The sequence below is a fragment of the Mycobacterium sp. SMC-11 genome, from assembly GCF_046250095.1.
GTDB lineage: Bacteria > Actinomycetota > Actinomycetes > Mycobacteriales > Mycobacteriaceae > Mycobacterium > Mycobacterium heraklionense_A.
The window spans coordinates 3693258-3715346 of the sequence record NZ_CP176430.1 but is presented as its reverse complement, the minus strand read 5'-3'; the positions used below and the strand labels follow the sequence as shown (position 1 = coordinate 3715346).

Here is a 22089-nt window from a genome sequence, read left to right as displayed (position 1 = left end):
GTCACAACCGCTCAACAGGACTGTTCACACGAGAGGTGTTCGAAAATGAATCGTCGTCACACCAGCAGCCAGCGTGGCACTCAGCCCGGAAGTGGCGCGCGGTGCCGCAACAGGGTGGCCGGCGCCGGCAGCGCCGTCGCCGCGTTCTTGGCGTTCGGCATGGCGCCGTTGGCGTCCGCGCCCCCGGCGCAGGCCGACGTCGATGATCTGTTCAACTTCGACTGGCTCTCCGACCTGTTCCCCCAGTCGGATGCTTCGCCGGCGGACTTCAGCTTCAACTTCGAACCCATGCCCGCAGCCGACTTCGGCACGGACCTGCTCACCAACTTCTTCTACAACCCGCTCCACATGGTGATGGAGTTCTGGATCAATAACCCGTTGGGCGAGTTGGTCAACGGTGCCATCAACGACATCTCCGGGCTGTACCTGATCGGTAATGGTGCCGACGGCACCGAGGTCAACCCCGATGGCGGTGACGGGGGCTTATGGTTCGGCGACGGTGGCGCCGGCTGGAGCAGCGACGCGGCCGGTGTTGCCGGCGGTGACGGCGGCAGCGCCCTCGGCTGGATCGGTAACGGCGGTGACGGTGGAGCCGGCGGCGCCGGCGCGGCCGGCGGTGACGGCGGCGCGGGTGGCTGGTTCATGGGTCTCGGCGGCAACGGCGGTGCCGGCGGTGACGCCATCACCGCCGGCTTCAACGGCGGCGCTGGCGGTGACGGCGGTGCCGCGGTGGCCTGGTTCTTCGGCACGGGCGGTAACGGCGGTGCCGGCGGTGACGGTGCTAACGGCGCGGCCGGCACCTTCGCCAACGGCGGCAGCGGCAATGGTGCCGGGGGCGGCAACGCCGGCGTCGGCGGTGACGGCGGCCGCAGTGGCTACACCTTCGGCGCCGGCGGCAACGGTGGTGCGGCCGGCACAGCCGGTAACGGCGGTGCGGGCGCTGCCGGTGACGCCACCCACCTCAACGGCGGTATCGGTGGCGCCGGTGGTAATGGCGCCGCCGGCGGTGTCGGCGGTGAGAAGTTCAACGGCCCCCTCGGCGGGGCCGGCCAGCTCGGCGCCAGTTCGGCCGGTGGTGCCGGCGGCGCCGGCGGCGACGCGGCCAAGGACGGCGGGGGCAAGTTCCTGGGCAACGGCGGCGCTGGCGGTGCCGGCGGTCAAGGCGGCGGCCTGACCTACGGCGCCAAGCAAGGCACCGGAGCGGACGGCGGTGCCGGCGGTGCTGGCGGTGCCGGCATCAACGGCGGTATTGGCGGTGGCGGCGGCACGGGCGGTGGCGGCTTCGGGACCGGCACCGGGGGAGCCGGCGGCAATGGCGGTGCCGGCGGTGCCGCCACTGGTTCCGCACTTGCTGCGGGCGTCGGCGGGGCCGGCGGTCAGGGCGGCTTCGGCGGTAGCGGCAACGGCACCGGGGCGGCCGGGGCCGGCGGTAACGGCGGTGCCGGCGGTGCCGGCGCCACCAACGATGCCACCGTCAAGACCACCGGTGGAGCGGGTGGAGCCGGCGGTAACGGCGGGTTCGGTTCCAAGGGCCTCGGCGGTAACGGTGGTGCCGGTGGTTCCGGCGGTACCGGCACCTTCGCCGGCGGTAACGGCGGTAACGGTGGTATCGGGGCCTACTCAGGCGCCAACGGCGGTGCTGGAGGCGCCGGCGGTAGCGCGACCGGCTGGAACAACGGGGTCGGTGTCTACAGCCGGGGCGGCAACGGCGGCTCGGGTGGCTATGGCGGCGGCGGGTCCGGCCTCCTGGGCTTCGCAGGTGGTAACGGCGGTGCCGGCGGTGCCGGCGGAGCCGGCGCGACCACCGGCGTCAGCGTGGGTGGCAATGGCGGTGCCGGCGGTGCCGGGGGTGCCGGCGGTGCCGGCCTCACCGGCGGCACGACGAATGGTGGTAACGGCGCTAATGGTGGTGCCGGCGGCAGCGGCACGGTCATCGGCGGGAACGGTGGTGCCGGTGGCGCTGCCGGTGCTCCGGGCGGTACGGCTGGGGCCGGCGGTAACGGCGGTGCGAGCAGCGGCAGCGCGGTGGCGGCGGTCGGCAACCCACTCGGAATCACGCCCGGTACGGGCCACGCCGGTAACGGTGGTGACGGTGGTGTCGGTGGCGGCCAGGGCGGTAACGGCGGCGCCGCTACCGGCACGGCCGATGGCGGTAATGGCGGTAACGGCGGTGCCGGCACGGCCGGCGCGGCCGGTGCGGCCGGTACCGCGCTGGCCGGCGCGGCCGGCGGTAACGGCGGTGACGGCTCGGCCGGAAACGCAGGAGGCAAGGGCGGTGCCGGTGGTACTGCGACCACCGGTGACGGTGGCAAGGGTGGTAACGGCGGAGTCGGCGGCACCGGTGGAGCCGGTGGCAAGGGCGGTAACGGTGGCACCGACGCCAATGGCAACGGCCTGGCCGGCGGTAACGGCGGTAAGGGCGGTGCCGGTGGGGACGGTGGCGCGGCCGGTGCGGGTGGCGCCAGTACCAGCGGAACCGCTGGTGCCGCGGGAACCGAGGGGCTCGACGGCAGCGGCGGCACCGGTGGTGCCGGCGGTAACGGCGGGGCCGGATCTGCCGGCACTGACGGCGCCAGCTCGGCGAGCGCGGCCGGTGGCAACGGCACCAACGGAGGTAACGGCGGCAGTGCCGGCAACGGCGGGGCAGGCGGTACCTCGGGCACTGGTGCCGCCGGCAGCGGCGGAGTCGGCGGCACCGGCGGAGCCGGCGGTGCGGGCGGTAACGGTGGGGCCGGCGGCCAGGGCCTGGACGGCGGTAACGGCGGCAACGGCGGGATCGGCGGTAAGGCCGGCATTGGCGGTGCGGCCGGTACCAGCACCAGCGGCCCCGCGGGAACGGTCGGTGGCGACGGTGACGGCGGTGCCGGCGGGGCGGGCGGTAACGGCGGGGTCGGCGGTGCCGGTGCGGCGGGCGCTAACCACTCGAACGCGGCCGGTGGCAACGGCAGTGCGGCCGGTGATGGAGGCAACGGCGGCAAGGGTGGTGCCGGTGGCACATCGACGGGCGGCACCGGCGGTGCCGGTGGTGCCGGCGGCCTCGCCGGCGCGGGCGGTGCCGGCGGCAACGGCGGCACGGGCGGCACCAACGCCACCGGCGACGGCTTCGACGGCGGTAACGGCGGGGTCGGCGGTACCGGCGGTCAGGGCGGCATCGGCGGGGCTGGTGGCAGCGGCGCCACGGCCGGTAGCGATGGTGCTGATCGGGCCGGCGGATCCGGCGGCCATGGCGGGGCCGGCGGTAAGGGCGGTACCGCCCAAGGCGCTGGCAACACCGGCGGCGACGGCGGCGATGGCGCGAACGGCGGCAAGGGTGGCACTCCGGGTGGTCCCGGCGGTGCTGGTGGGGCGGCCGGCGCCGGCGGCACCGGAACCGGCGGTGCCGGCAACGGCGCCCCCGGTACCCCGGGCACCAACGGGGCGCCCGGCGCCTAGCCGATACCTGAACGCGACCACGGTCGCCGAGTCCCTCGTGGGCTCGGCGACCGTGGTCGTTTTGGTGTGGTTTTCGCCTTCGATCCGGGCGGGCGTGGCTTGTCCCCGCGCGACTTGAACGGCCTTAGAGCCAGATATGACCTCGGGAGTCCACTCGAAGGGCGTTCAGCGCACCTCTTCCAGCCTCTGATCCACCAACGAAACCATGCTGCGAAGCGGGCGCAAGTTATCGGCCATGCGGATTCGCCCCGGTCCGGGGTGCTTGCTTACGCTAATCGCCATTCCTAAGGCAGTTCACAGCATGTCGGATAAGTCCACTTACGTGAACGAAGCTTCCGGAGGTTTGGAGTGCGGGAGTCTAGCGTTAGCGTGACCGTTAACTGCAGGTCAATGGGGGTTCATGCCGGCCGATTCGAGGTGGGAATCACATTTTTTCCCGCTTGCGGGGCAATTCACGTTTCCAGTTGCCTCTAAGTTAAATATTAGCTATGTTGCCTCTGGTCCTACCTGCGCCTCAGGGTGCGGCGACACGTTGTGAGGAGAAAATTGATGCAGCAAGCCCTTCGCCCCTACGCCACCGCCGGTGTCGCGATAGTGGGCGCAAGCCTGATCGCCGCCACCCCCGGTGTGATGCCGGCGAACCACATGGTCATTGCCCGTGACTTCGCGCTGACCGCTGACTTCAGCTTCTCCGACCTGACCGCCCCGTATGTCGCGGCGTACAACACCGCCCAGGAGAACATCGCGCAGATGATGGCCTCCTACAACGCGGCGCCCAACATCGGGTTCACCCAGTTCACGAATAACGTCGAGGGCTACATCCAGAGCATGATCGACGACCCGTCGACCATCCCGGCGATGGTCAGCGCGATCCAGACGGACCTCAAGAACGCGTGGTCGGCCATCACGTTGATGAATGCCGACCAGGCCACCATCAACGACGTCATCCGCCACACGATGGACAGCAGCTACACAATCGGCAACCTCAGCGGTGGCCACGAAATCATCTTCAACCAGGTCCCGGGCTTCCTGCCGGAGGATCAGGCCGCGACGCTCACCCCGATCATCAACTTCCTGGGCTCGCCGATGAGCGCGATCATGCTCGCCTCGGTGAGCCCCTGGATCGCCCCCTGGGTCGCGTTGGGCAACAGCTGGGAGGACATCTCCGAGGCGCTGCGTGACGGTGACACGTCAGGGGCGCTGCAGGGCCTGATCAACATCCCGGCGAACATGTTCGACGCCTCGCTCAACGGCGCCACCCTCAACCTGGACGGTCTGCTGCCGGCGATCAACGGCGCTGGTGTCCTCCCGGAGCCCATGGAGCTGACGCACCTGGACTTCGCCTTCGGCGGATGGTTCAGCACCGGCGGTCACGTCACGGCCGGCCCGATGCACATCCTGGACGCCGACGGAAACGAGATCGCCACGGCGCCGGCATCCGGCGGCTCCATCTTCAACAGCATCGGCTTCAACCTCAACACCGGTGTCGCGCTGTCGCCCACCATCGACGCGCCCAGCGACGCGATCGGCCCGCTCGGTGCCTTGCTGGGGCTGTCGCAGGTCATCGGCTCGCAGCTCGGCTGGGGCTCGTGGAGCGGCAAGGACCCGATCTTCAGCATCCCGGCGCCCGAGGGCTTCGTCGTCGACGACGGCGCCGACGACGGCGGTGCGGGCAGCGCGATGGCGGACAGCTTCAGCTTCGGCGACTTGTTCTCCGACCTCGGCCTGGTCGGCTGATCCGTCGCTCGTCCTCCCACCAACTTTCACTACTAGCCGAACTTTTCATCAGGAGAGGTATTCGCAATGACTCGTCGTCACACCGGTAGCCAGCCGGGTTCAGAAGTTCAGGCCGGAGCGCGGCGCGGCAGCCGGGCGGTCGGCACCGGCAGCGCGGTGGCAGCGTTCTTGGCCTTCGGCATGGCCCCGCTGGCCGGCGCGCCGGCGGCCCAGGCCGACGGCTTCGAGGACCTGTTCGACTTCAGTTGGCTCACCCCGGCCGACGTCACCACCGATGTCGACCCCGGACTGGCGGCCTTCGATCCCGCCGCCTTCGACATGATCACCATCCTCGACCAGTGGTTCTACACCCCACTGCACATGGGTATGACCGCCTGGATCGACAGCGACTTCGGCGCGATGGTCAACAACGCCATCAACGACATGTCCGGGAAATTCCTGATCGGTAATGGTGCCGACGGCACCGAGGTCAACCCGGATGGCGGTGACGGCGGGTTGTGGTTCGGCGACGGCGGTGCCGGCTGGAGCAGCGATACCGACGGCGTGGCCGGCGGCAACGGCGGTGCCGCGCTTGGCTGGCTGGGCAACGGCGGCGACGGCGGCGCCGGCGGCTTCGGCGCGGCCGGCGGCGACGGTGGCGCGAGCGCATGGGGCCTGGGTCACGGTGGCGTCGGCGGTGCCGGCGGTATCGGTGGTGATGGTGGCGATGGTGGCGCCTCCGTGGCCTGGTTCTTCGGCAACGGTGGTACCGGCGGCGCCGGTGGTGACGGCGTGGCCGGCAGCTTCGCCAATGGCGGCAACGGAAACGGCACCGCGGGTGGTAACGGTGGTGCCGGCGGACGCGGCGCCTTCAACCTCGGCAACGGCGGCGACGGCGGCAAGGCCGGTGCCGGCGGTAACGGCGCTGCTGGCACGGCCGACCACGTCAACGGTGGCAACGGCGGCGCCGGTGGCGCCGGTGGCGCGGCCGGTAGCAACTTCTGGGAGAAGGGCCACGCCGGTATCGGAGCCGCTGGAGGCGCGGCCGGCAACGGTGGTGACGGCTTCAAGGACGCGAACGGCAACTTCCTCGGCAACGGCGGTAACGGTGGTGCCGGTGGTGCGGGCGGTGGCAGCGGTGACCCGCTGAGCAGCACCAGCGGTGGTGTCGCGGGCAACGGTGCTGCCGGCGGTATCGGCGGTGACGGTCTCAAGGGCGGCAATGGCGGCGCGGGCGGCGCCGGCGCGAACGCCGGTGACGGCACCGGGGGTACCGGTGGTACAGGTGGCGCCGGTGGCGCCGGCGTCACCAACGGTGGCAACGGTGGTGTCGGTGGCGCCGCTGGTGCCTCGACCGGATTCAACGTGGGCGCTGCCGGTGGTGACGGTGGCCGCGGTGGTGACGCCAGCGGTGCCGCCAACGTCCAAGGCGTAGCGGGCAACGGCGGCAATGGCGGTGCCGGCGGTGCCGCTGCCAGCGCGCCCGCGGGGGCAGGCGGCAACGGTGGCGCGGGCGGTAACGGCGCCACCGATGACGACACCGTCCAGACCTTCGGCGGCAACGGCGGTAACGGCGGCACCGGCGGCGCGCCCGGTTCCGGCGTCGGCGGCACCGGTGGTAACGGTGGCGCCGGCGGCAATGGCACCGTCGGCGCCGGCGGCGGCCTGCTCTCCGGCAACCACGCTCAAGGCGGTAACGGCGGTGCCGGTGGTGGTACCGGCCTGGCCGGCGCGGGAACCGCCGGTAACGGCGGTGACGGCGGTGCGGGTGGCTCCGGTACCGGCTGGCGCGACGTCAACGGCGACCACTTCACCGCGGGCACCGTCTACAGCGTCGGCGGTAACGGCGGTAACGGCGGATCCGGTCCGTCCTCCACGGCTGGTACCGGCGCCACGGGCGGCGACGGCGGTGCCGGCGGCAACGGTGCGGCCACCGGGGTGAGCATCGGCGGCAACGGCGGCAACGGCGGTAGCAGTGCGGTCGGTGTCGGCGGCGCGGGCGGTAACGGTGGCAACGGCACCGCCAGCGGCGGCAACGGCGGCAACGGCGCCACCGGTGGCGCCGATTCGGCCGGCGGCGCGGGCGGTAAGGGTGGCAACAGCGCCGGAACTGCAGTGCCGACCAACAACATCGGTGTCGCGCCCAGCCATGCCGGTAACGGCGGTAACGGCGGCGCAGGCGGTGCCAATGGGGTCGGCGGTGCCGGTGGTGCCGGCGGCAACGGCGCCCTCGCGGCCAACGGCGGCAACGGCGGTAACGGGGGCACCGGCGGTACCGGCGCCGCGGGCGGCGCCGGTGGCAACGGTGGCACGGCGGATGCCGGCAAGGGCGGTAACGGTGGTGCTGGCGGCACCGGCGGCACGGGTAGCACGGGCAGCACCGGTGCGACCGGTGCCACGGCGACGGACACCGTCGCCGGCACGGCCGGTGGCAACGGTGGGAACGGATCCGCCGGCGGCGTCGGTGGCACCGGCGGCAACGGCGGTACCTCGAACACCGGCAACGGTGGCAACGGCGGTGCCGCGGGCAAGGGCGGCAACGGCGGTACCGGTGGTGCCGGTGGGACCGGTGGCGTGGACAGCGCCGGCAACGGTCTGGCAGGCGGCATCGGCGGTGACGGCGGGGCCGGCGGAGCGGCCGGGACTGCCGGCAACGGCGGTGCCAGCACCAGCGGAACTGCGGGCAACGCTGGGGCCGGCGCGCTGGACGGCAACGGCGGCACGGGCGGCCGGGGTGGTACCGGTGGGGCCGGGGTCGCAGGGACGGCCGGCGATGCCGGCACGACCGCGGCCGGCGGCAACGGCACCACTGGTGGCAACGGCGGCGCGGCCGGCGCCGGCGGTAACGGTGGTACCTCGGGAACCGGTAACGGCGGCGCCGGCGGCGCCGGCGGCACCGGTGGTGCCGGCGGTAAGGGTGGTGCCGGCGGTGTCGGTGGCACGAACAACGGTGCCGGCTTCGACGGCGGTACCGGTGGTGCCGGTGGCAACGGTGGCACCGCCGGGTCCGGCGGGCTGGGCGGTACGAGCACCTCGGGTACCAATGGTTCGACCGGAGCCAGCGGCACCGGTGGAGCGGGCGGCGTCGGTGGCACCGGTGGTGCCGGCGGCGCGGCCAGCGGTGCGGGCAACGCCGCCGGTAACGGTGGCGCGGCCGGAACCGGTGGCAACGGCGGTACCGGTGGAGTCGGCACCGGTGGTGTTGCCGGTGGCAAGGGCGGTCTTGGTGCGGCCGGCGGGGTCGGTGGAGCCGGTGGTGCCGGCACCGATGGGGCCGCTGGCGGCAATGGTGCAAACGGTGGCCAAGGCGGCAACGGCGGCACCGGTGGCGCGAGCACCGGAACCCCTGGCGCTGGCGGGGCGCTCGGCAAGGGTGGCGCCGGCGGCGCGGCCGGTACCGGCACCCCGGACGGGACACCCGGCACGGTCGGCGCCTCGGGCACCGCAGGTGCGGGCGGCTAACCGCCCCACAACAACGGCAGCGGCCGTCGGGTCTGAAAGGACTCGGCGGCCGCTGCCGTATGTAGAACTACTTGAACAGTGCGGCGATCTTCTCTTCCGGGCTCACCGGCTCCGGCAGGGCGTCGAGCGCCTGGGTCTTAGGCAGGGCCGCCTGCGGGTTAGCAAAATCTCGGAACGTCTTGTCGCCCACCAGTTGTGCCAACAGATAGCCAGTCAGCAGGGCCCGCACCCGCCGCTGCGTGCGCCGATCCGAGGTCGGCAAGCCGAAGAACCCGGTCAGCCGGCGGCCCTGCGGCAGGCCCGCTGGCGACACCTTGTCGATCATGCGCAGGGTGGAAGGCTGCCAGGCGTGTGCCAGCTCGATCGCGTTGGACCGCAGAGCTTTCGGGTCGTCGGGACTGCTGAACACCACGCCCGGGACGTCCAGCGTCAACGCCGCCTGCTCGGCGGGCGGGGTGGTGACGGTCGGGAAAATCGCCGCCACCGCTTTGGGTTTCACCGACAATGTGGCCGCGGCGAACACCGCGGCCGAACCGCCGAACCCGTGTCCGGCCACCGCAAGCCGATTGCGGTCGACGCTAATTCGACCCGGCCCCAACCGCACCTCGGTAGCGATCTCCAGGGCGCGGCCCAGATCGGCGGCCAGGTCCAGCACCGACGGTGCCAGCCCCCGTCCGGTGTCGGGGGCCGCCGCCACGATGCCCCACGAGGCCAGGTGTTCCAGCAGCCCCGCGTAGCGATCGGCCCCGGTCAGCCAGTCGTGGCCGAAGGCCACCGCGGGAAGCCGATACCCGGACTGCGGGGTGTACACCACCCCGGCCAGCCCGGCATAAGCCAGATCTCCGCGCAGGACGCGGTGCGGTCCGGGTCGGGTCAACGTGGCGTAAAGGCGCTTGAGGCTGGCCATCTGATGACCGTAACGCACGCCGGCGCGGACGTTGAGCGGTCAGCCCTGCCGTGCCTTCCAGTACTGCAGCGCCACCGCTCGCTGCGCCGCCGCGGCGGTCTGGGCCGCCGCCAGGGGCTCACCGGGGCCGTTGCCGGAGCCCTGCGCGGCGCGCCATTGGGCCAGTGCGGTGAACCCTCTGTCGAGGAACTTCTGGCGGGCGGCCTGTCGTTGGATCTTGCCGCTGGAGGTGGTCGGGATCGTGCCTGGCTCCACCAGGACCACGGCGTGGGCCCCGATGCCGTGGTAGCGGGCGAGCGCCGCGTTGACCGCCTTCAGTACACGGGTGAAGGCCGCAGCGTCACCGGAGGCTCCGATCTCTTGCACCACCACGAGCTGTTCGCCGGCGCCGGGTTTCGGCGTCACCGAAAACGCCGCGCCGCGGCCGGACAGTAGCGCGGGATGGCTGCCCTGCACCGTCTTTTCGATGTCGTTGGGGTAGTAGTTGTTGCCGCGGAGAATGATCAGGTCCTTGCAGCGCCCGGCGATGAACACCTCGCCGTCTCGCAAGAAGCCCAGATCGCCGGTGCGCAGGAAGGGGCCTTCGCCGGTGTCGGCCAGGTAGGCGCCGAACGTCTGCTCAGTGTCGTCTGGCTTGCCGCGGTAGCCCTGCGCGACGCACGGACCGGAGACCCAGATCTCGCCAACCTGCTCGGCGTCTCGGCGCCGGCGAGTCTCCGGGTCGGCGATCACGATCTGCTGACCGCCTCGGGGTCGGCCGCACCCGACCAACTCCACGACGCCGGAATCGTCGGCGGCGTCGGTGATCTCGACGACCCGATCTTCGCCGAGCGCGTTGCGGTCGATGCAGCGGATTACCGGTGCGGCGGCGTCCGATCCGCCCGAGACCAGCAGGGTCGCTTCGGCCAATCCGTACACCGGCAGGAACGCCTCTGGCCGGAAACCGGCGGGCGCGAAAGCCTCGGCGAAGGCGCGCAGGGTGCCGGCTTGAACCGGTTCGGCGCCGTTCATCGCGGCCGACCACTGCGACAGATCCAGTGCCGCGCGCTCTTCGACGGTGCTGCGCTCGACGCAGAGCTGGTAGGCGAAATTCGGTGCGGTGGCGATGGTGGCGCGGTACCGGGACATGGCCTCCAGCCAGCGCATCGGGCGGGTGATGAAGCCGGCCGGCGACATCAGCACCGTGGTGCCGCCGACGTACACGCTTTGCAGGATGCCGCCGATCAAGCCCATGTCGTGGTGCTGGGGCAGCCAGCAGACTGCGACCTTCTGGTCGTCGCCGCCCCACGCCTCATGGATTGCGACCAGGTTGGCCAGTAGGTTGCCGTGCGTCAGGACGACACCCTTGGGCGCCCTGGTGGAGCCCGAGGTGTACTGCAGCATCGCTGTGGTGCCGGCGCCGATGTCCGGCGGCGTCCAGCTGTCCGGGTCCGCGCCGGGGTTCTCTGGGGCCAGCCATCGCAGCGGCCGTTTGGTCAAACCGTCGACCCTCGCCCTGAGCGTGTCCTGCGTGGCGGAGTCCGCCAGGGCGAAACCGGCGCGCGCATCGGGGGCGATCAGTGTCAACCTCCCGAGCCGGTCCTGCACCGGCACGGCAACCGCCCCGGCATACAGGCAGCCGAAGTAGGCCGCGACGCTGTCGAGACCAGGCCGGCAGACGACAAGCACACGACGTCCGGCCGCTCCCTGTTGCTGCAGACTCGCCGCTATCGCCCGCGCGCTGCGGTCGAGTTCGGCGTAGGTCAGCCGACCCTGTTCCTCCAGACCATCCGGGGCGAACACGAACGCGACCTTGTCCCGGTAGCGATCGGCCTGCTGACGCAGCAGTTCCACCAGGGTGCGCGCGGTGGCTGGGCTGTCCTGTGGCATGTCGTCACCTAGACCGTCGTTTGCTGGCCGACCCCGCCTCGGGTCTTCGTGCGGATTCCCAACATAACCGCTGCCGGCCGGAGCCGAGCCGGGTTAGCCGCAACCTGCTGGGAACAGCCCAAGAAAGTGTCGGGGTCGAAAAGACCGCATCGGTGCCGAAACGCTCGGCGCAGATGCCGTGAAACTGGGATCTGAGCCTTGTGTCACAGCTATTTATTAAATATGATCTTCCTCACACTCAGTTGTTTCCCCAGGCACGACACTGGATCTTGAGGAGTTGCTCAAATGAATCCGACACTGCGTCCCTTCGTCACCGCCGGCATTGCGGTGGTCGGAGCTGGAATGATCACTGTCACGCCGGTGGCTACGCCGTTGCTCGAGTCTCAGATGGTTCATGACGTCGCGCTGACCGCTGATATCGATTTCACGGGGGCTTGGGCCGACGCCTTCAATACCGCGGAAGTGAACTTCGACCACCTGCAGACCGCGCTGCAGGACGCCAACAGCGCGCTGAGCGATGCGCTCAGCAACGCCGATCTGAGCAACCTGGACTTCGAGCAGCTAGGTGCCGCCCTGACGTTCCTTGGTGGCGACCAGAAGGGCTTCCTGAACCCGCTAGCTGAATTCACGACGAGTCTCCCGTCGGGCGACGGCGGGCTTGGCAGCCCAGACTTCTTCCTGGGTAACTTCTTGCTCTACGGCCTGCTCAGCAACCAAGGGGAAGCATTAGCCCCGGGACTCATTCCGGCAATTCCCGATCCGATCCCGGAGATCGTCCAAGTCCTGGCCTCGCCGCTGTCCGGCCTGCTGATCGGCGCGCTGGGGCCGTCCCTGTCGCCGTTGGTGGCGCTCATCAACAGCGTCGAAGCCATCAGCGCCAATCTCGGCGGCGACAACCCGGACACCACCGCGGCGTTGCAGGAGCTGATCAACATCCCGGCCAACATGGTCAACGGCCTGCTCAACGGTGCCACGCTCAACCTGGATTTCCTGATCCCGACGGTCACTGAAGCCGGCCTGCTGCCGGAGGGCGTTGGCATTTCCGGCTTGAGCTTCGCCTTCGGCGGGTTGCTGTCCCCGGGAGAAGTCGGCGGCAATATCGATGCGTTGTCCGCGGAAGAACTTCCGCCGCCCATCTTCGGCGGTGGCTCCATCCTCAACGCGCTCGGTATCACCGTTTCGGTCACCGACCCACTCACCCTGGACCTGACATTCGGCCCGGGGCACGGAGTCGGGCTGACCGGCGCGTTGGCCGGCCTGGAGCAGGTGCTCGCGTTGCTGCTCACCGGCGACCTGGACTTCGACGGGCCTCCTCCCGAGGTGGAGCCGGATCCTGGGGCGGCCACGGACTTCGACTTCGGAGCCCTGCTGGCAGATCTGTTCGGAGGCGCGCAGTAGCGAGCAGCGCGCAATAGTCGGCCTGAAGCGGTAGGTGTATGGCCCGGATGCTGGACGTCACTGACCTGCGCGGCTGACGGGGCGGTGCTGTCGGTGCACTACCCTGAACAGCTATGTGTGGAATCGTCGGCTACGTCGGGCAACGCCCTGCTCGCGACGTCGTCGTCGAGGCCCTGCGTCGCATGGAATACCGCGGCTATGACTCCGCGGGAATCGCCGTCGTCGACGGGATCGGGCAGCTGACCGTCCGGCGCCGTGCCGGCCGGCTGGCCAACCTGGAAGCCGAACTGGCCGCCACCGATCCGGCCCTGCTGGCCGGGGGTACCGGGCTGGGCCACACCCGGTGGGCCACCCATGGCCGTCCCACCGACCACAACGCCCACCCGCACTGCGACGCGGCCGGCAAGTTCGCCGTGGTGCACAACGGCATCATCGAGAACTTCGCGGTGCTGCGCGACGAACTGGAACGCGCCGGCGTGGAGTTCACCAGCGAGACCGACAGCGAGGTGACCGTCCACCTGCTGGCCCGCCAGTACCGCGAGGGCGACACCGCCGGGGACTTCGTGGCCTCGGCGCTGGCCGTGCTCCGCCGGCTGGAGGGCCACTTCACTGTGGTGTTCGCCCACGCCGACGAACCGGGCACCATCGTGGCGGCGCGTCGGTCCACCCCGCTGGTGGTCGGCATCGGCGACGGCGAGATGTTCCTGGGCTCGGATGTGGCGGCGTTCATCCCGTTCACCCGTGAAGCTGTCGAGCTGGGCCAGGACCAGGCGGTGGTCATCACCGCCGACGGCTACCGCATCTCTGACTTCCACGGCAACGATATGACCGGCGCTGCTCGGATTTTTCATATCGACTGGGACCTGTCTGCCGCCGAGAAGGGCGGCTACGAGTACTTCATGCTCAAAGAGATCGCCGAGCAGCCCACCGCGGTGGCCGAGACTCTGCTGGGGCACTTCGAGGACGGCCGGATCGTCCTCGACGAGCAGCGCCTGAGCGACCAGGAACTGCGCGAGATCGACAAAGTGTTCGTGGTGGCCTGCGGCACCGCGTATCACTCCGGTCTGTTGGCCAAGTACGCGATCGAGCACTGGACGCGGCTGCCGGTCGAAGTCGAACTGGCCAGTGAGTTCCGTTACCGCGACCCGGTGTTGGACCGCAGCACCCTGGTGGTGGCGATCAGCCAGTCCGGCGAAACCGCCGACACCCTGGAGGCTGTCCGGCACGCCAAGGAGCAGAAGGCCAAGGTACTCGCGGTCTGCAACACCAACGGCTCGCAGATTCCGCGGGAGTGCGACGCGGTGCTCTACACGCGGGCCGGACCGGAGATCGGCGTCGCGTCCACGAAGACGTTCCTGGCGCAGATCACCGCGAACTACCTGGTCGGTCTGGCCCTGGCGCAGGCCCGGGGCACCAAGTACCCCGACGAGGTGGAGCACGAGTACCGGCAACTAGAGGCGATGCCCGAACTGGTGTCGCATGTGCTGGCAGGCATCGACTCGGTCGCCGAGTTGGCACAGCAGTTCGCGTCGTCCAGTGCGGTGCTCTTCCTGGGGCGCCACGTCGGCTACCCGGTGGCCCTCGAGGGCGCACTCAAGCTCAAGGAACTGGCCTACATGCACGCCGAAGGCTTTGCCGCCGGTGAGCTCAAGCACGGCCCGATCGCACTGATCGAGGACGACCTTCCGGTGATCGTCGTGATGCCGTCGCCCAAGAACGCGGCGATGTTGCACTCCAAGCTGCTCTCCAACATTCGCGAGATCCAGGCCCGCGGGGCCGTCACCATCGTGATCGCCGAGGAGGGCGATGAGACGGTGCGCCCCTACGCCGACCACCTGATCGAAATCCCTGCGGTATCAACGCTGTACCAACCGCTGCTGTCGACCATCCCGCTGCAGGTGTTTGCTGCCGGGGTTGCGCAGGCTCGCGGCTACGACGTGGACAAGCCGCGCAACCTGGCCAAGTCGGTCACCGTCGAGTAGCGGGAGCTTTCAATGCGACAATTGTTGGCGATGGCGTGCGCCGCGATGGCGGTGCTTATTCCGGTACCCAATGCCGGTGCGGCAAACGAGGTTCCCGATCTCGATCCGCTCTTCGACGACAGTGGGCCGCTGCCCGGCTCGGTTGCCGACCTCACCGGAATCCCGGATCTGGCGTTCACCACCCCGTCGGGTCTGGCTTGCCGCAAGAGTCGCGGGAAAGTGACGCACAGTGTGGCCTGTGCCGGGAATCTCGTCGGCGCCCCGGCGGGAACCCGCAGCGTGAGTCTTGGGACCGTCTATGCCGACGGCAGCGGCCCGGCGCAGTTCATGCCAATGGCGCCCGCCGGGCTCCTCGGAGATCCGGCGAAGGTTCCGTCGATCATGCTGGCGCCCGGCCACAAGATCGTATTCTGGGATTTCTCACCCACCGAGTCGCTGGTCTGCGGCGCTCCAATGGGTACCGAGGTGGCCTGTGTGCTCAAGGCCGCGCGTGAGAACGGCGGCAAGAGCGGCGGCCCGACAGTGACGCACGGGTTCGTCATCTCGGCGCCGCACAGCGAAGTCTTCTAACGCGCCACAGATACCCGGCAGAGCCGGAATCTGGTTGCAGCAGCTCGATTTGTGTGCCGCGCGTCCGCCGAAAACTCGGCGGCGATCGCAGCGACGATGAGACGATGCAGCCGTCGTTGTCGACCATCAAGCTGACGTCAGGGAGAACAGGCTTGTCCAACGCTGATCCTGCTGTTCACATCAACCGGCCCAGGCTGCTGCTGATCCTCGGCATGACGGTCTTCTTCGTCGCGTCCTACATTGTGACCGTCGCGCTGTATGAGCGGGCGGGATGTGGCTGCCCCCGCCACCTCACGGAAGGTCTGGTGTCGGCCGATGGCACCACCGTGACCATCGACATCGAAGATCTTCAGACCGTGAAAGGCACCCTGACCGGCAAGGTCACCATCAGCCCGGGGCCTGCACTGCTCGATCCGGTCAGGCACGGGCTCACCGAAGACTTGAGCATCGCGGTGCACTCCGCGGTCACGCCGACCAAGCGCACCTGGACGAAGGGCATGGTCCCCGGCGAATTCCCGGTCCCGTTGACCATCTCCGGTAATTCGGCGAAGTGGCCGTTCGATCATTACCAGACCGGGCCGATCACCGTCGACGTCGTGCGCGGGAATGCCACGATTCCGGAACGGATGTCGGTGACGTTTGTCGACCACATCGCCGGTTGGAAGAACGAGATTGTCAGCGACCGCGAGGACGGTGGCCCGTACCGCATCACGCTGCATCGGTCACCGAGCACCATGGCCTTTGGTGCCGTGATCGTCGGTGTCTTGATCGCCTTGGCCGCGGTGGCCGTGGTCGTCGCGAATCTGACGTTCCTGGGCTGGCGCAAATTCCAGCCGCCGATGACGACCTGGTACGCGGCAATGCTTTTCGCGGTGGTTCCGCTGAGAAACGCGCTACCTGACGCGCCGCCGATCGGATCCTGGATCGATGTCACGATCACGCTGTGGGTGATCGTCGCGCTGGTGATGTCGATGCTGCTGTTCATCTACTGCTGGTGGCGCGATCTGAAACCCGAGCCTGTTACGCCGGGCTGACAAAGATGCGCGGCATGTCCATCACCGTCGACGAACTCCATCTTGCCGATCCGGCCGACACGTGGCGGTCGGCCGGGTTCAGCGTGGACCCCGACGACGTCTGCCGGGTGGGTGGGGTTCGGCTGCGGCTGACCGGGGCCGGCACCGGCATCCTCGGGTGGGCACTGCGGGGCCTGCCCCAAGACGGCCCGCTCGACGGTATCCCCACCTCCCGTTCCGCCGCGGCGGCCACCCAGCCGGCCACGCATCCGAACGGCGTGATCTCGATCGATCACGTTGTGCTGTTGTCGCCCAACCTGTCTCGCACCGTCGAGGCATTGGTCGCCGTCGGGCTGCAGTCGCGCCGGGTACGCGACGCCGAACTCGGCGGCCGCCCGATGCGGCAGATCTTCTTCCGGCTGGGTGCGGTGATCCTCGAAGTCGTCGGGTCGCCCGACACGGCGGCGGACGGCCCGTCATCGCTGTGGGGTATCACCTACGTCGTCGACGATATCGAGGCGACGGCGTCGTTCTTCGGCGAGCGCACCTTGCCGGTGAAGGACGCCGTGCAGCCCGGTCGCCGGATCACCACGCTGCGGCATCGCGATCTGGGTATGTCGGTCCGCACCGCGATGATCTCGCCCCCTATCCTCAGCCGATGACCGAATCCACCGATGACGTCGTCGTCATCCACACCGACGGTGGGTGCCGCCCCAACCCGGGACCCGGTGGTTGGGGCGCGGTGCTGCGCATGCGCCACCACGTCCGCGAGATGTACGGGGGCGAGCCCGGCGAGACGAGCAACAACCGGATGGAGCTGACCGCTCCGATCGTGGCGCTGGAAGCCCTCACCCGGCCCGTGGTGGTACATCTGCACACCGACAGCACCTACGTCCGCAACGGCATCACTAAGTGGGTGTCAGGCTGGGAACGCAACGGCTGGCTGACCGCCGCCAAGCAGCCGGTGAAGAACGTCGACCTGTGGCAGCGGCTTCAGGCCGCCTGCGCGCGTCACCAGGTCGAGTGGTTCTGGGTGAAAGGCCATTCGGGGGTTGCCGACAACGAGCTGGCCGACGAGTTGGCGACGCGGGGCCTACAGGAGGCGATCGCCGATGCAGCCATGCGCACCGTGGCGGCGGCTCAGCCGCCCACCGCAGCGAGATAGCCTCCAATGCCCACAGCGCACGCCGCGGCGGTCAACACCAAGGTTGCGGCCCCAGAATCGCAGCCACACCACCGCCGATGACGGTCAGGACCAATGTGCAGAGGGGACCAGCGAGATCTCCCCTCGAGATCGGCGGCTTCGGCGGCGGGTAGCTCTGGGCCACCCTCAGGGGCACTACCGATGCGGGTGTTCGATGTGGCGAGGTTCGCGCTCCCTGGATGCACACTGGCCGATCACGTTGACCCGCGAGCCCGGTCGCTCGTAGTTTGAAGATTTACGCGGATAAGGAGGCTTCGGGTGGCGCGGCGTGTCCTGGCAGTGGCGGTCACCTCGTTGGTGGTGCTGACGACGGTGCCGAATGCCGTGGCGGCACCGAGGATCCCCGATGTGGACTCCCTGATCGACGACAGCGGACCGCTGCCCGGTTCCGTCAGCGACCTGCAGAACGTGCCCAACGTGGTCTTCGCGACCGATTCCGGGCTGGTCTGCCGGGTGCGGCAGGGCAGGATCACTCACGACGTCAACTGTGCGGGCGATATTCCGGGGGCCCCGCGTGACGCCGGCTCGGTGGAGCTGCCCGGGATCTACGGCAAGGAAAGCATCCCCGCTCGTTTCCTTCCCGCCCCGCCGGATGCCCTGCTCGCCGGAAACCCGCCTGCCGCAACGCTTCCGGTGGGCCACAAAATCGTGTTTTGGGACTTCTCACCCGCCCAGTCGATGGTTTGCGGGGTTCCGCCGTCCACCGACTTGGTCTGTGTGCTCCGCGAGCCGCAGGTGCGCGGTGAGGTGAGTAGTCCGGTAGCCACCCACGGCTTCGTCATCGCCGCACCGCAGAGCTGGGTCTTCTGAGCCGCTATGGATGCCGGGCGGTGACTCCACCGTCGACGACGATCTGAGTTCCGGTGATGAACGACGCCCGGGGCGACATCAGGAACGCCACCGCCTGGGCTACCTCCGCCGGTTGACCGATGCGCCCCAGCGGCGCCGCGGCCACAAAGCCGGCGGCGACTTCTTCGACGTCGAGCGCGATCTGCAGCATGGGGGTTTCGATGAAGCCGGGGCAGACCGCGTTGACGCGGACTCCGGCCGGACCCAACTGGGCGGCCATCGACCTGGTCAGCCCCAGCAGGCCGGCCTTGGAGGCGCAGTAGGCGGGGATGAACGGGTTGGCGGTCAGGCCCTCGATGCTGGAGATACCGACCACCGCTGGGTCGCCGCCGGCCCGCGCGACAGTCTCCAGGTGCGGCAGCATCAGTTGCACGAGCATCGCCTGGGCGCGCAGGTTGACCGCCATTACCGCATCCCAGGATTCCCCGGTGTAGGCGCCCACCGGTTCGGGCAGCACTCGGCCCGCGGCATGCACCAGCCCGTCGATTCCGTCGAGTGCCTCGGCCGCTGCCGCGACCGCTGCGGGCAGCCCGGCGTCGTCACAGACGTCGACCACTGCGCCGGGCATCCCCAAACTATCGGCCACTTCCTGAACCGCCGGGGCTATGTCCCACAACGCAACCCGGCGGCCTTCGGCGGCCAGGGCCTCGGCGCAGGCCCGGCCGATTCCCGATGCAGCCCCGGTGACGACTACTCCGCTCAACTCAGCGCTCCTTTGCGATAACGAACTGCGACCAATCCGGTTCGCGTACAGCCGACCAGTATTCGTCGAGCCGCCACGGGCTCACCGTGTGGATCTCGCCGTCGGCGTTCTTGAAGTAGGAATGCTTGACCGCCGGATGTGCCCACACCGTCTGGGCGATCGCGGTCTGGGTGGCCTGATGCCAATCGGTGGCCGCTTGCGCGGTCGGCTCGATCGAGTGCAGTTGTTCGTCGGCGAGCTTGGCCAGACAGGCGTCGATGTAGCGCATCTCCAACTCGGAGTTGAAGATCAGGCTGCCACCGTGCGCCAGATGCGCGCCGGGCCCGTAGAGCACAAAGAAGTTGGGGAACCCGGGCACCGTGATACCCAGGTACGCATACGGTTTGCTGCCCCACAGCGCGTGCAGATCGGTGCCGTCGCGGCCGGTGATACGCATCGGCCACAACACATCGGTGTGCCGAAATCCAGTGGCGTACACGATCACATCCACCTCGTGGTGCACGCCGTCGTCGGTCTCCACACCTTGCGGGGTGATTCGCCGTATCGGGGTGCGTATCAGTTCGACGTTGTCGCGCCGCAGGGTTTTGAGCCAGGTGCCATTGTCTTGCAGGGTGCGTTTGCCGGTCGCCGGATAGTCGGGCAGCACCTTGGCCAGCAGCTCGTCGTCGTCGCCAACCTGATCGGTGATCCAGCCGGTGAACATCTGCCGGGCCAGGGCGTTGATCTCGCTCACCGCGTAGTCCTGGTCGGGATAGTCCGGATCTACTCGGGCGGCCTCCAAACCCTTGTCGGCGCCGGGCCACAGCAGCAGGAAACGGTACCAGCGGCCGTAGAACGGCAGGTGCTGCAATGCCCAGCGCACCCCGTCGTGGACGGCGTCGTGATACATCGGGTTGGGGAACATCCACTGTGCGGTGCGCTGAAACACCGTGAGGTGAGCCACTTTGTCCGCGATCGCGGGTGCGATCTGAAATCCGCTGGCACCCGCCCCGATCAGCGCCACCCGCTTACCGGTCACCTCGACGCTGTGGTCCCACGCCGCGGAGTGAAACGACGGCCCGGCGAAACTATCCGCTCCGTCGAGGTCGGGCAGATGCGGCCGGTTGAGCTGGCCGACCGCGGTGATCACCGCGCGCGCTGTCATCGTGGACACCGCACCGTCGGCGGTGCGGATGGTCAGCGTCCATGTTCCGTTGCCCTCGTCCCAGACGGCGTCGGTGACCTCGGTGCCCCACCGAATATGGTCAGCCAGACTGTGTTTGGTGACCAGATCGGTGAAGTATGCCCGCAGCTCGGGCTGCTCGGCGAAGTAGTGCCCCCAGTCGTTGTTGGGTTCGAAGCTGTAGCAGTAGAAGTGGTTCGCTACGTCCACCCGAGCTCCCGGATAGTCGTTCTCCCACCACGTTCCGCCCGGGCCCTCGTTCTTCTCGATGATCGTGAAGGGAATGCCGGCCTGAGCGAGCCGGATTCCAGCCAGCACGCCCGATTCACCGCAGCCGATCACGACCACCGACAGCTCTGCCGCGCGTTCCGGGTCCAGGGGAGCGGGGCTTCGTGGATCGCGGCCGTCCAGGTCGAGTTCTTCGGAGAGTAGCCCCAGGTAGGCATCCGGCACGGTCTCGCAGGCCGCCCAGTCCATCATCTCCTTGACCAGCTCGGCGGGCAGGGGAGCGGGCTGCGGACAGCCGCGGTCGCGGTAGTCGACGATCACCGGCAGCGCTTCGGCGCGGGCGCGGGCCTTGTCCTCTTCGGACATGAACCCCTGGATCTCGTTGAGGAAGATCCCGTTCTGCCTGTAGTCCCGGATGAAGCGGGGGTCACCGGTGATGTGCACGCACGACAGCAACAAGGTGGGGATCGAGACCTGCTCCAAAGCGGCAGCGATCTCAGAATCGGTGGTGGTGAACGGTTCCCCGGCGTAGCGGTTGCGCAACGGCTCGGCCCTTTCCCTGTATTCGCTACTGTGCGACGCGAAATTGAATCGGACGATACGCGAGGCGCAGGGGCCGATCAAGGGTTGGGTGGCGCCGGCTCACCCGGCGCGGTCAGCTCACCCGGCGGCGTCGACCTTCGGGGTGATCGAGCCGAGGATGTCCTGCGCAGCATTGGCCGGGATGCTGTTTCCACACACATCGGCCTGCGCGACGATGTTGTTGCGGATGGTGAGGGCGTCCTGGCACGCCCAGCCACCGCCGCCCTCACTGATCGCGGTCGTCTTGACTAGCTCATCGGACTCGGTGACCTCGGTGACGGTCCAGAAGACGCGCGGCTCATTGTCGCCGTTGGTGACAGTCATGTTCAGGGTGCGGCCGGCGCACCTTTTCCACTTGTCGCTCTGTTTCGCGTAGAACGCCTGCGCGTTCTCCGCCCGCGGAAAGGTCGCCACCGACACCAGCAGGCCGTGCTTCAGGTCGTGGGTGTCGATGTCGGGCGGGCTGTACCAGCGCTGCCAGCGGATCGCGGTCCAACCCGTACCGGCGTAGACCGGTCCCGAGGCGACCGAACTGATGCCCTGGCAATCCGCGTCCACCACGGTGACCTCATCCATCGCCTCACCGCTCATCACGACACCGAGTTCGGGATCAGCTACCGCCGCGGCGAGGGCTTCCTGGCGAGGCAACAACCCGTCGATCTTGGAGACAGGTACCGGTGCCTTCTCAGAGGCTGCTGAGGCTGTCGCCGAGGTTCCGGTTTTTGCAGCGGGTTTGGCCGTGTCGTGCTGGCCGCGGCCGGACAGCGTCACGGTGAGCACGACGCCGATCACTGCAAGCACGCAGACCGTGGCCAACAGCGTCCACATCTTGCGGCGGTTGGGCCCTGGTGATCCCGGGGGCGGACCGCCGAGTCCCGGCGGCAGCAGCGGCGGCGGGAACGGTCCGCCGCCGACCGGCGGGAAGGGCTGGCTCATGGACGTGAAGGGGGGCTGCTGGTACGGATTGGGCGTCGGACCGTGCGGTTCGCTCATGAGGTGCCCCCACATCCCC

The 22089-nt window shown here is 69.2% G+C and carries 15 protein-coding genes; 10 read left to right on the top strand and 5 right to left on the bottom strand.

Features of this window, described 5'->3' with window-relative positions; genetic code table 11:
* Positions 1 to 45: 45 nt before the first annotated feature.
* From ACKY0X_RS17640 to ACKY0X_RS17630, 3 genes are all read left to right on the top strand, one after another.
* Positions 46 to 3432 (top strand): PGRS repeat-containing protein, encoded by a 3387-nt coding sequence (locus ACKY0X_RS17640; protein ID WP_409427091.1) that lies wholly within the window; start codon positions 46 to 48, stop codon positions 3430 to 3432.
* 549 nt (positions 3433 to 3981) lie between these two features.
* Positions 3982 to 5169 (top strand): outer membrane porin GjpA, encoded by a 1188-nt coding sequence (gene gjpA, locus ACKY0X_RS17635; protein WP_409427090.1) that lies wholly within the window; start codon positions 3982 to 3984, stop codon positions 5167 to 5169.
* Between the two features lie 66 nt (positions 5170 to 5235).
* A complete protein-coding gene (locus tag ACKY0X_RS17630; protein WP_409427089.1) occupies positions 5236 to 8610 on the top strand; it encodes a PGRS repeat-containing protein in 3375 nt (1124 codons plus the stop codon).
* 67 nt (positions 8611 to 8677) lie between these two features.
* Here ACKY0X_RS17630 and ACKY0X_RS17625 read toward each other — a convergent pair whose 3' ends face one another.
* On the bottom strand, positions 8678 to 9517 hold the full coding sequence (locus ACKY0X_RS17625; RefSeq protein ID WP_409427088.1) for a dienelactone hydrolase family protein: 840 nt from the start codon (positions 9515 to 9517) through the stop codon (positions 8678 to 8680).
* A 39-nt stretch (positions 9518 to 9556) separates the two neighbouring features.
* On the bottom strand, positions 9557 to 11386 hold the full coding sequence (locus ACKY0X_RS17620) for a fatty acyl-AMP ligase (RefSeq protein ID WP_409427087.1): 1830 nt from the start codon (positions 11384 to 11386) through the stop codon (positions 9557 to 9559).
* 285 nt (positions 11387 to 11671) lie between these two features.
* Here ACKY0X_RS17620 and gjpA (ACKY0X_RS17615) point away from each other — a divergent pair, with 285 nt between their 5' ends.
* The 7 genes from gjpA (ACKY0X_RS17615) to ACKY0X_RS17585 all read left to right on the top strand — a co-directional run bounded on the left by gjpA (ACKY0X_RS17615) (position 11672) and on the right by ACKY0X_RS17585 (position 18363).
* On the top strand, positions 11672 to 12784 hold the full coding sequence (gjpA, locus tag ACKY0X_RS17615; protein WP_409427086.1) for an outer membrane porin GjpA: 1113 nt from the start codon (positions 11672 to 11674) through the stop codon (positions 12782 to 12784).
* A gap of 113 nt (positions 12785 to 12897) precedes the next feature.
* Positions 12898 to 14766 carry a glutamine--fructose-6-phosphate transaminase (isomerizing) gene (gene glmS, locus ACKY0X_RS17610; protein ID WP_065040018.1) on the top strand — a complete coding sequence of 623 codons (1869 nt, stop codon included), beginning with the start codon at positions 12898 to 12900 and terminating at the stop codon, positions 14764 to 14766.
* A gap of 12 nt (positions 14767 to 14778) precedes the next feature.
* On the top strand, positions 14779 to 15336 hold the full coding sequence (locus ACKY0X_RS17605; RefSeq protein WP_409427085.1) for a hypothetical protein: 558 nt from the start codon (positions 14779 to 14781) through the stop codon (positions 15334 to 15336).
* 212 nt (positions 15337 to 15548) lie between these two features.
* Positions 15549 to 16370, top strand: a complete 822-nt coding sequence (locus ACKY0X_RS17600) for a DUF4436 domain-containing protein (RefSeq protein WP_409429681.1) — start codon at positions 15549 to 15551, stop codon at positions 16368 to 16370.
* Positions 16371 to 16384: 14 nt separating this feature from the next.
* Positions 16385 to 17011: a VOC family protein gene (locus ACKY0X_RS17595; protein WP_409427084.1), complete on the top strand. Its 627-nt coding sequence runs from the start codon at positions 16385 to 16387 to the stop codon at positions 17009 to 17011.
* Complete coding sequence (rnhA, locus tag ACKY0X_RS17590) at positions 17008 to 17514, top strand: ribonuclease HI (RefSeq protein ID WP_409427083.1); 507 nt, start codon at positions 17008 to 17010, stop codon at positions 17512 to 17514. Before ACKY0X_RS17595 ends, rnhA begins: the two co-directional genes overlap by 4 nt.
* A gap of 297 nt (positions 17515 to 17811) precedes the next feature.
* Positions 17812 to 18363, top strand: a complete 552-nt coding sequence (locus ACKY0X_RS17585; protein ID WP_409427082.1) for a hypothetical protein — start codon at positions 17812 to 17814, stop codon at positions 18361 to 18363.
* 4 nt (positions 18364 to 18367) lie between these two features.
* On the opposite strand, the gene ACKY0X_RS17580 is transcribed toward ACKY0X_RS17585, so the two are convergent.
* The 3 genes from ACKY0X_RS17580 to ACKY0X_RS17570 all read right to left on the bottom strand — a co-directional run bounded on the left by ACKY0X_RS17580 (position 18368) and on the right by ACKY0X_RS17570 (position 22070).
* Positions 18368 to 19105 carry an SDR family NAD(P)-dependent oxidoreductase gene (locus tag ACKY0X_RS17580; protein ID WP_409427081.1) on the bottom strand — a complete coding sequence of 246 codons (738 nt, stop codon included), beginning with the start codon at positions 19103 to 19105 and terminating at the stop codon, positions 18368 to 18370.
* A 1-nt stretch (position 19106) separates the two neighbouring features.
* On the bottom strand, positions 19107 to 21038 hold the full coding sequence (locus ACKY0X_RS17575) for a flavin-containing monooxygenase (RefSeq protein ID WP_409427080.1): 1932 nt from the start codon (positions 21036 to 21038) through the stop codon (positions 19107 to 19109).
* Between the two features lie 117 nt (positions 21039 to 21155).
* Positions 21156 to 22070, bottom strand: a complete 915-nt coding sequence (locus ACKY0X_RS17570; RefSeq protein ID WP_409427079.1) for a sensor domain-containing protein — start codon at positions 22068 to 22070, stop codon at positions 21156 to 21158.
* Positions 22071 to 22089 lie beyond the last annotated feature (19 nt).